Source organism: Paenibacillus validus NBRC 15382, from assembly GCF_004000985.1.
GTDB classification, from domain to species: Bacteria; Bacillota; Bacilli; order Paenibacillales; family NBRC-103111; genus Paenibacillus_G; species Paenibacillus_G validus.
Genome location: NZ_BIMH01000084.1, coordinates 1 through 8,505, shown reverse-complemented (window position 1 = coordinate 8,505; position 8,505 = coordinate 1). Strand labels below are relative to the sequence as shown.

The 8,505-nt window shown below is 56.3% G+C and carries 6 protein-coding genes; all 6 read right to left on the bottom strand.

Translation table 11 applies throughout. The features are described from left to right. On the bottom strand, positions 1–1,418 hold a 1,418-nt coding region (locus PVA01S_RS25565; RefSeq protein WP_164751980.1), incomplete at its 3' end, for a polysaccharide biosynthesis protein. Between the two features lie 178 nt (positions 1,419–1,596). Beyond that, positions 1,597–2,139: a stage V sporulation protein T gene (gene spoVT, locus PVA01S_RS25560; RefSeq protein WP_054797924.1), complete on the bottom strand. Its 543-nt coding sequence runs from the start codon at positions 2,137–2,139 to the stop codon at positions 1,597–1,599. Between the two features lie 230 nt (positions 2,140–2,369). Next, complete coding sequence (locus PVA01S_RS25555) at positions 2,370–3,464, bottom strand: peptidylprolyl isomerase (protein ID WP_127610661.1); 1,095 nt, start codon at positions 3,462–3,464, stop codon at positions 2,370–2,372. After that, a complete protein-coding gene (gene mfd, locus PVA01S_RS25550; RefSeq protein ID WP_127610663.1) occupies positions 3,451–6,975 on the bottom strand; it encodes a transcription-repair coupling factor in 3,525 nt (1,174 codons plus the stop codon). Before mfd ends, PVA01S_RS25555 begins: the two co-directional genes overlap by 14 nt. 146 nt (positions 6,976–7,121) lie before the next feature. After that, positions 7,122–7,352: an anti-sigma-F factor Fin gene (gene fin / locus PVA01S_RS25545; protein ID WP_054797923.1), complete on the bottom strand. Its 231-nt coding sequence runs from the start codon at positions 7,350–7,352 to the stop codon at positions 7,122–7,124. Positions 7,353–7,437: 85 nt separating this feature from the next. Continuing rightward, complete coding sequence (gene pth / locus PVA01S_RS25540; protein WP_127610659.1) at positions 7,438–7,998, bottom strand: aminoacyl-tRNA hydrolase; 561 nt, start codon at positions 7,996–7,998, stop codon at positions 7,438–7,440. Positions 7,999–8,505 lie beyond the last annotated feature (507 nt).

Below are 8,505 nucleotides of genomic sequence, written 5' to 3'. Positions count from 1 at the left end.
TCGATGCCGTAGCGCGGCACGAGCGCGGCGTTGAGCGCGAGCTTCGCCAGCGCGGCGGCGAGCAGGTAAAGCGCGGGCGCGCGGACGGCGCCGAGGCCCTGCAGCAGGCTGCTCGACACCAAGTTTACCGCCGACAGCACGGCAGTGAACGATAGCACGATCATCGCAGACGTCCCCGCGGAAGATTTATAGAACATCACGTTCAGCGGCTCAGCCAGCATCGCCAACCCGAACGATGCCGCCAGCCCGACGAGCCACGTCACGCGCAGCGCGTAACCGGCCCGGCTGCGTACCGCTTCCGCGTCGCCGCGATGCCGTGCTTCCGCCATGGCCGGCACAAGCGCGGCCGAAATCGAGGCCGCGATCATTGCTACCAGCTGAACAAGCGGCAACCCGTGGTTGTACAGACCGTACTGAAACAAAGCGCCGGTTTCGTCCCAACCGGTTTGTCTAAGCAGGCGCGGCATCGTGAACGAATCGACGAGCCCCAGAATCGGCGTCGCAAGCGTTCCGAGGCAGAGCGGAATCGCATAGAGGGAAAGCCGCTTGGCGAGCGTCCAGTCGCTACGCCATCGGCCCCTGACCGTTAAACCCTCCCCGGCCGCTTCAACCGCCGGCAAGCGATCCGTTTGCCGCGCCTTGCGCCAATACCACAGCATGGCGGCAAGACCGGCCGCCGCGCCCGCCACCGACCCGAACGTGGCGCCGGCGGCGATCAGCTCCGGACTGCCCCCGAGCCTAATCAAGGCGAGCAGCAGTCCGACCATGACGGCGACGCGCACCGCCTGCTCGATCACCTGCGACCAAGCCGTCGGCGCCATATCGCCGTAGCCTTGAAAATAACCGCGCAGCGCCGACATCACCGGCACGATCAGCAGCGCGAAGGAAACGCTGCGGATCGCGGCGGCGGCTTGCGCCGCCCCCATCCAATCTGCGAGGACATCCGCGCCCATATATAAAAGCAGAAAGAACAAAATACCGCTAGCCAGAAGCAGAACGGATGCAACACGCAGCACTTGCTTCGCTTGCGCGTTCCGGCCGTCGGCCGCATATTCGGACACGAACTTGGAGACGACGAGCGGGAATCCGGCGGTAGCCAGAAACAAAATAAGCGTATACAGCGGAAATACCGCATTATAAATACCGAACACCGCATCGCCCGCCATGTTCTGCAGCGGGATCTTTTGCAGCGTCCCGATCATCTTCGAAGCGACCGCAGCCAAACCGAGCATCGCCGCACCTTGCAGCAGCGACGTAGCGGCAGGCGAGGTTTTCCCCGCACCGCGACGCGGGTCGCTCGCCCGGGCACTCCAACCAGCGCCTGCACGCAGCCTTCCCTGCTCTTCCCTCCCCGGCTCCGCCGGTCCGGTTTCTTCATCGGCCCGCTCCGCTTCTCTACGCCCCGCTTGCTGCTTCATCCTCGTTCTCCTTGCCTCCCGTGCCTAGTCAACGCCAACATTATACCGCATTTACGCATCTTTTCCAAAACCGGACGGGCAACAAAAAAGCTTCCCGCTTCTCCCCGCCGCCGGGAAGAATTCAGGAAGCTTGTGCCCTAGCTGTCATCAATATCGTACGGACCATACGACTATCGGATTATTGCTCCATCTGTTTAGCCAAGAAGCCGGCCGCCGTCTCGGCCATTTTCAGCTCCATTTGACCCATCTTCACATTCTCGTCTTTGGTAAATAGGATGACCGATCCGATCGGATCGCCACCCGCAACGATCGGGGCGATGACGTAAGAACCGTAAGTATCCGGGGCGTCTTTACAAATTTCATAAGAGCCCGTGCTTGTTTCCATCGAAGCTTTGCGGCTTTCCATGCAGGTTTCGACCAGAGGCCCGACGGGTTTCTCCAAATAATCCTTCTTCGAACCGCCGGCAACGGCGATAATATTATCGCGATCAGATATCATGGTAATGTGATTGGTGCTTTCAAAGAGCGATTCGGCATATTCCTTGGCAAAATCCCCGAGTTCACCGATTGGAGAGTATTTCTTCAAAATAACCTCTCCGTCACGGTCCACGAAAATCTCAAGCGGGTCCCCTTCCCGGATACGCAGAGTACGGCGGATCTCCTTCGGGATCACAACCCTGCCAAGATCGTCGATACGACGAACGATTCCAGTTGCTTTCATAATTCTAGATGCCTCGCTTTCCTTGAAGAATGTGATACAATCTGGATTGCCCTTTGTATACAATGTAGGGAATTCGACTGCCCATAGTATTCTTCGATTCCCAGAGGGTTATGCACCTACCGCTTGACTGCCGGCTGCCTTACGCGCCTATGTACGGGCTGCCGCTGTTTACATTATGCCCCAAAAAAAGAAAACAAAACAGGGCGCCCTTTCGGGCGCCCTGGTAATGTTTACTTCTTCTCTTCCGCTTTCGGCGCATCTGCCGCCGGTGCCGGAGTCGGAGCTGGAGTGGCTTCCGGCTTCGGCATATTGTTCGTCTGAATCAAGCCCGGAAGCTCTTTCTCCAGAAATTCATAAATTTTCGCCTGCGCCGCTTCCGAGCGCAGTCCTGCTTTCACGTCGTCGAACGTTTTGCTCGAACGCGACTCGACTTTCATCACATGGTAGCCGTAACTCGTTTCCACCGGATCACTGATTTTGCCGATCGGCAGTTCAATGGCCGCCTTTTTAAATTCAGGCACCCATTGTCCGACTTCCGCATTCTCATACTTCCCGCCGGTTTCCTTCGAACCCGGGTCGTCGGAATATTCTTTAGCCAGCGCATCAAAATCCCCGCCGCCGTTCAGCTTGTCCTGCACTTCTTTCGCAAGCTTCAGGGCGTCTTCCTTCGTACGCTTTTCCGCCCCTGTCGCTGCATCGGTCGTGCCGACCAAAATGTGGCGCACGGTCGCGATCGTATAGGCGCTTGGATCCTGCGCCAATTTGTCGTCGTAAGCCTTTTTCACTTCGTCATCCGTCACTTTGCTTTCTGCGGACACGATCGTGACCAAGCTGTTGCCGATGAAATCCTGAATGTCCTTCTCCGTCACATTGGCATCCTTCAGCGCCTTTTCCATGCCGCCTTCCTGCATGCCGAGGTACGTCTTAATCTGTTCCATTTGCTCGCTGGCTTGCTTCGCGGCGTCGGCTTTCGCTTTCTCGTCCGCGCGGGCGCCGAGCACTTTGAAGGCGAGCAGCTGATTCATGATGTCTTGCTGGAATGCCGGATCGGTCTTAAACTGCGCGTATTGCGGGTAGAACATCATATTGATATTGACGAATTTATCAAATTCGCCTCGGGTCACGTTAACGCCGTCTTTCATAGCAATCAGCACATCGCCCGGGTTGCCCGTCGCAGCCGGAGCTGCCGGCGTTTCCACAGCCGGAGCCGGCGTCGCCGCTGGCGCTTCCTCTTTCTTGCCGCATCCCGCGGCTAACCCTACGACTATTACAAGCGCCATAAGAGCAGTCATTCTCCGGTATTTCTTCCTGTTATTTTGCTGCATTTTGTAGTTCTCCCTTCGATTTCAGCGCACGCTTGTATTGTACCAGAAACCTTTCAAGTAAATCGATGGATTGTTCTGGTGTCAGTCCCTTGCCTTTCGTTTCGATTACCATGTTCGGCCCGCTGACCAACCGTACGCGATTTTCGAACTCCTGCTGCAGCTTTGCCCATTCGGCTCCATTCAGATTACCGGTCTGATCCGCATGTAGACGAAGTTCATAATCGAGCCCCTTCTGCGTGATCGTCTCGATCGCATACTGCGCCCCGTATACTTTCAAACGCGCAGCGCGCAGCAGATTATGCACCGCATCCGGCAAATCGCCGAACCGGTCCACCAGCTCGTCATGCAGCTCGTTCGCTTCTTCAAGCGACTGCACAGCAGCAACCTTTTTGTAAATCTCGATCTTTTGCATGCTGTCGTAGATGTAATCGCCCGGAATGTAGGCGTCCAGCTGAATGTCCAGCTGCGTCGACCAGACCTTCGTTTCCGGTACGGCCTCGCCGCCGATCTCTTTCTTCCGCTTCTGAATCTCTTCGCCCAGCATTTGCGAATACAGATCGAACCCGACCGAAGCGATAAAGCCGGACTGCTCTGCGCCCAGCAAATTGCCCGCGCCGCGGATGGACAAATCTCTCATGGCAATTTTAAACCCTGACCCTAGTTCTGTAAACTCTTTTATCGCCTGCAGACGCTTCTCCGCCACTTCCGTCAACACTTTATCCCGTTGGTAGGTGAAATACGCGTAGGCGATCCGATTGGAGCGACCGACACGGCCGCGCAGCTGATACAGCTGGGACAAGCCCATTTTGTCCGCGTCATGGACCACCAGCGTGTTCACGTTCGGAATGTCGACGCCGGTCTCGATAATACTGGTGCTGACCAGCACGTCGTATTCGCCGTCGAGAAAATCGAGAATCGTTTTCTCCAGCTCCTGCTCCGACATTTGCCCGTGCGCTACCGTTACCCGCGCGTCCGGCACCAGCATCGAGATCTGCTCCGCCATTTGGGTAATGCCTTGAACCCGGTTGTACAAATAGTACACCTGTCCCTCGCGCGCCAGCTCCCGCTCAATCGCTTCCCGTACGAGCGAAGCGCTGTACTCCACCACATACGTTTGCACCGGGAAACGATTCTCCGGCGGCGTTTCAATGACCGACAAATCGCGTACGCCCAGCATGGACATATGCAGCGTCCGCGGAATCGGTGTCGCCGTCAGCGTCAGCACATCCACATTCGTCTTCAGCCGCTTCAGCTTTTCTTTGTGCGAGACCCCGAAACGCTGCTCCTCGTCTACGATGAGAAGGCCCAAATCCTTAAACTGCATATCCTTGGACAGCAGCCTATGTGTTCCGATGACGACGTCAACCGTACCGGCTTTAATACCCTTCATCGTATCCGTCTGCTCTTTCTTCGAACGGAATCGGCTTAGCACTTGAATGTTGAACGGATATCCGGAGAACCGCTCGCGGAACGTCTCGTAATGCTGCTGCGCGAGAATCGTAGTCGGCACGAGCACGGCCACCTGCTTCCCGTCAATGGCCGCTTTGAAGGCCGCGCGGATCGCCACTTCCGTTTTGCCATAACCGACGTCGCCGCACAACAAACGGTCCATCGGACGGGGCTTTTCCATGTCCTGCTTGATCTCTTCGATCGCCCGCAGCTGATCCGCCGTTTCCTCGTAAGGGAACATGCCCTCGAATTCCTGCTGGTAGGCGGTGTCGGGTGAAAACGCATACCCCGTCGTTGCCTGACGTTCCGCATACAGCTTGATGAGGTCATCGGCAATGTCTTGCACCGATGCGCGCGCTTTGGTTTTAACCCGGTTCCAATCGGAGCCGCCGAGTTTATACACTTTCGGCTCTTTGCCTTCCTCCGCGCCGACATATTTCTGAACGTGGTCGATCTGTTCAATCGGTACCGAGAGCTTGTCGCCTCCGGCGTATAAAATGTGCAAATAATCTTTATGAATGCCGCCTACTTCCAATGTTCCGATGCCTACGAATTTCCCGATTCCGTGGTTGACGTGAACGACGTAATCGCCGACCTTCAGCTCCTGGTAACTTTTGATCCGCTCGGCATTCTCGATCTTTTTGTCCACTTTGCGCGCTTTGCGCTGCTTCTGCGTGAACATCTCGCCTTCGGTAATGATGACCAAATGAATGCCCGGCAGCTCAAATCCCGTCTGCAGGTTGCCTTCCACGATCATCGGCTCTTCGATATGGTAGTCGTCGAGTACCCGCTTGATCCGCTCGACGCGCTCCGGTCCGCCCGCCAGCATCATCACTTTCGCGCCGGCCTTTTTCCAGCGTTCCATTTCGCTCTTCAGCAAATTCATTTGACCGTGGAAGTTTTGCATGACACGGCACATGAAGTTGATGATATTTTGCGGAACCGCGCCCGGCACTTGTCTCAGGAATAACGACAGGTACAGAGTCGGATACGGCTTGCGGTGAAGCAGCGTTTCATAGGGCTTCGACAATACCAGCTGCGGCATATATTTGCCGTCCGACAGCGACATCGTCATCCATTCCGCTTCGTCCTTCTCGAGCTGCTTTGCCGTTTCCAGCAGCCGCGCCGGTTCGTCGATGAGCAGCACCGTATCCTTAGGCATATAATCCAGCAGCGTTTGCCGCTCCGGAAACAGCAGGGACATATATTTGAACATCCCTTGAACATGCTGCCCCTGCCGCATCTGCTCGATTTCATGTCCGATGCCTTCGAGCAAACGGTCTTTGGCCGTACGATCGGTCATCTTGTTCAGTTGCTCCTGCAGCAGTTCATAGGCATGCTGCGCCGCTTTTTGTAAACGGTTTCGATCCGCTACAATCTCCCGACAAGGCACAATCGTGAGCTCCTGGAATTTATCCATCGAGCGCTGGTCCCCGGCATCGAAGGAACGAATGGAATCGACCTCCACGTCGAACAGCTCGATCCGGAACGGATGCGGCGATGTCAGCGGGAACAGGTCGACGATGCCGCCGCGGACACTCATCTCCCCTTTATTCTCGACACGCTCTACGCGCTCGTAGCCAAATTCCACCAAACGCTCAATCCATGACTCCAGCTCAACGGATTGTCCGACCTGGATCGTAAATCGGGCCGCCGCGATCGCTTCCTGGTTCGGCAGCAGCCGCCGCATCCCGGCGTACGGCACGACGACAATCCCGCGGAAGCCTGCGGCCAAGCGGGATAACGCGTCAATACGCTGCGCCAGCATCTCCGGACTTGCGATCGCCGCCTCCGCGGCCAGCAGTTCCTGCGCCGGGAACAACAGCACTTGTCCCGGAGGAACCAGCTCCACCAAGTCTTCGAACACCTTCTGTGCGGAAAACATATTATGCGTCACGACAAAAAGCGGCTGACGCAGTTCTTCATACAACGAAGCCAGCATCACCTGCCGCGAAGAACCGGTGAGACCGGCGACCAATTGCTCTCTCATACCCGACCGAATGCCCGAAACGATCGTCTGGAAATCGGAATCGGCCGAGAATGCTTGAATTAATGCCTGCAACACAGGACACCCCTCTCAACCACACTAAAAAAGCCTAGAGCGAGAATCGCTTTAGGCCGGTCCATGAACGAAAAGCAGGATCGCCGAAATGCGAAAAAACCCCTGTCGCGAGGACTGCATCGATACTGCCGATGCCGCCTGATGACTTATTGCAGAGGATTCGCGAGGAGCGAGAGCTCCGGATTGGCTTCCAGCGCTTCCTTGCAGTAATCGCATACCACCTTGACGGTGACATCCCCATTCGGGTTATACGATATTATATCTCTCCGCTCTTCGGGGGTCAAGAAATGGAAGCCGAGCTGAAACTCGTTCACTTCCCCTTGACGGATCTCCCCAATAAACGTTTGACAATGGCGGCAAATATAGGTGACGGCCATTCTTCCAACCTCCTTACGCTTTACGGAAAAAGCGTTATTTTCAACCAGTATGCCCAACTGGCGAGGAGATTAGCCCGGGTCCGTCTTAACCGTTGTATTTGGCCATCGTATTTTCAAAGGTATGCTCAAGCAGATGCTCCATCGCTTCACAGGTCTTATCGAGCAGCTGAGGCATCTTCGTCAATTCCTCTTTCGAAAATGTATGCAGCACGTATTCGGCGATATCCCGCCCCGGCGCCGGCCGCGAAATTCCCATGCGAATCCGCTGGAACGACTGAGTCCCGAGGTGCTGGATGGTTGACTTGATGCCGTTATGCCCGCCGGCGCTGCCTTGATAACGAAGCCGGATGCTGCCGAACGGCGTATCCAAGTCGTCGTAGACCACGATTAAATCTTCGACCGGCGCTTTATAAAAATCCATAAACGCGCGTATCGATTCGCCCGACAAGTTCATGAACGTCTGCGGCTTGAGCAAGTATACTTTCTGCCCTGCCACCACACCTTCCCCCAGCAATGCCTTGCACTTGCTTTGCGTAATCTTAATGCCGTGCCGGTCGGCGAATCGGTCCAGCGCCATAAACCCGATGTTGTGCCGGGTTTGTTCATATTGTTTGCCCGGATTCCCGAGGCCCACAAACCATTTCAAAGCGATTTCTGCTCCCTTCTAGCGGCAACGCCTTCGTTCGCCCTTCATCGGCGTCTTCAAGCGTCTCTTCTCTAATGATAACCGAAAACGTCGTCCGCGCCAACTTAACATGGACCTATCCGACAGGATGTGACCAAAGTTCCTTCTTTTCGATCCCCCCTCTTTCCCCCCTTCGCCAAGGGGGGAGGACTCGGGCGCTTCGCCCCGAGACCCCGAAAGGGAGCGTACCTGCCACCGGGCCGTCGTTGAAGCGGCTGTAGGGCGTGGAGCGCTTTTCGTCCCCCTATTCCCTCGCCTTAACGGCGGGGAACGGGGGACACGCTGTCATGCGGCGTTCTTACCCGGTGTTGTGCCTGCGATCGAGCAAACTCCGGCAATCGAGCGCAAGACGGCCATCCGAGCGTCGACTCGCCCCAGGCCTTTGGCCTGAGCTTACTTCGAGTGGGGCAGAGCGGGAGCACATCCCGCGCGTTTCACCCGCGCGCCCGTGCTCGAACTGAATTAATG

What these genes read in the sequence shown, in the direction of transcription:
- spoVT (WP_054797924.1), bottom strand. Translation starts at nt 2,139, where the DNA reads ATGAAAGCAACTGGAATCGTTCGTCGTATCGACGATCTTGGCAGGGTT.
- PVA01S_RS25555 (WP_127610661.1), bottom strand. Translation starts at nt 3,464, where the DNA reads ATGCAGCAAAATAACAGGAAGAAATACCGGAGAATGACTGCTCTTATG.
- fin (WP_054797923.1), bottom strand. Translation starts at nt 7,352, where the DNA reads ATGGCCGTCACCTATATTTGCCGCCATTGTCAAACGTTTATTGGGGAG.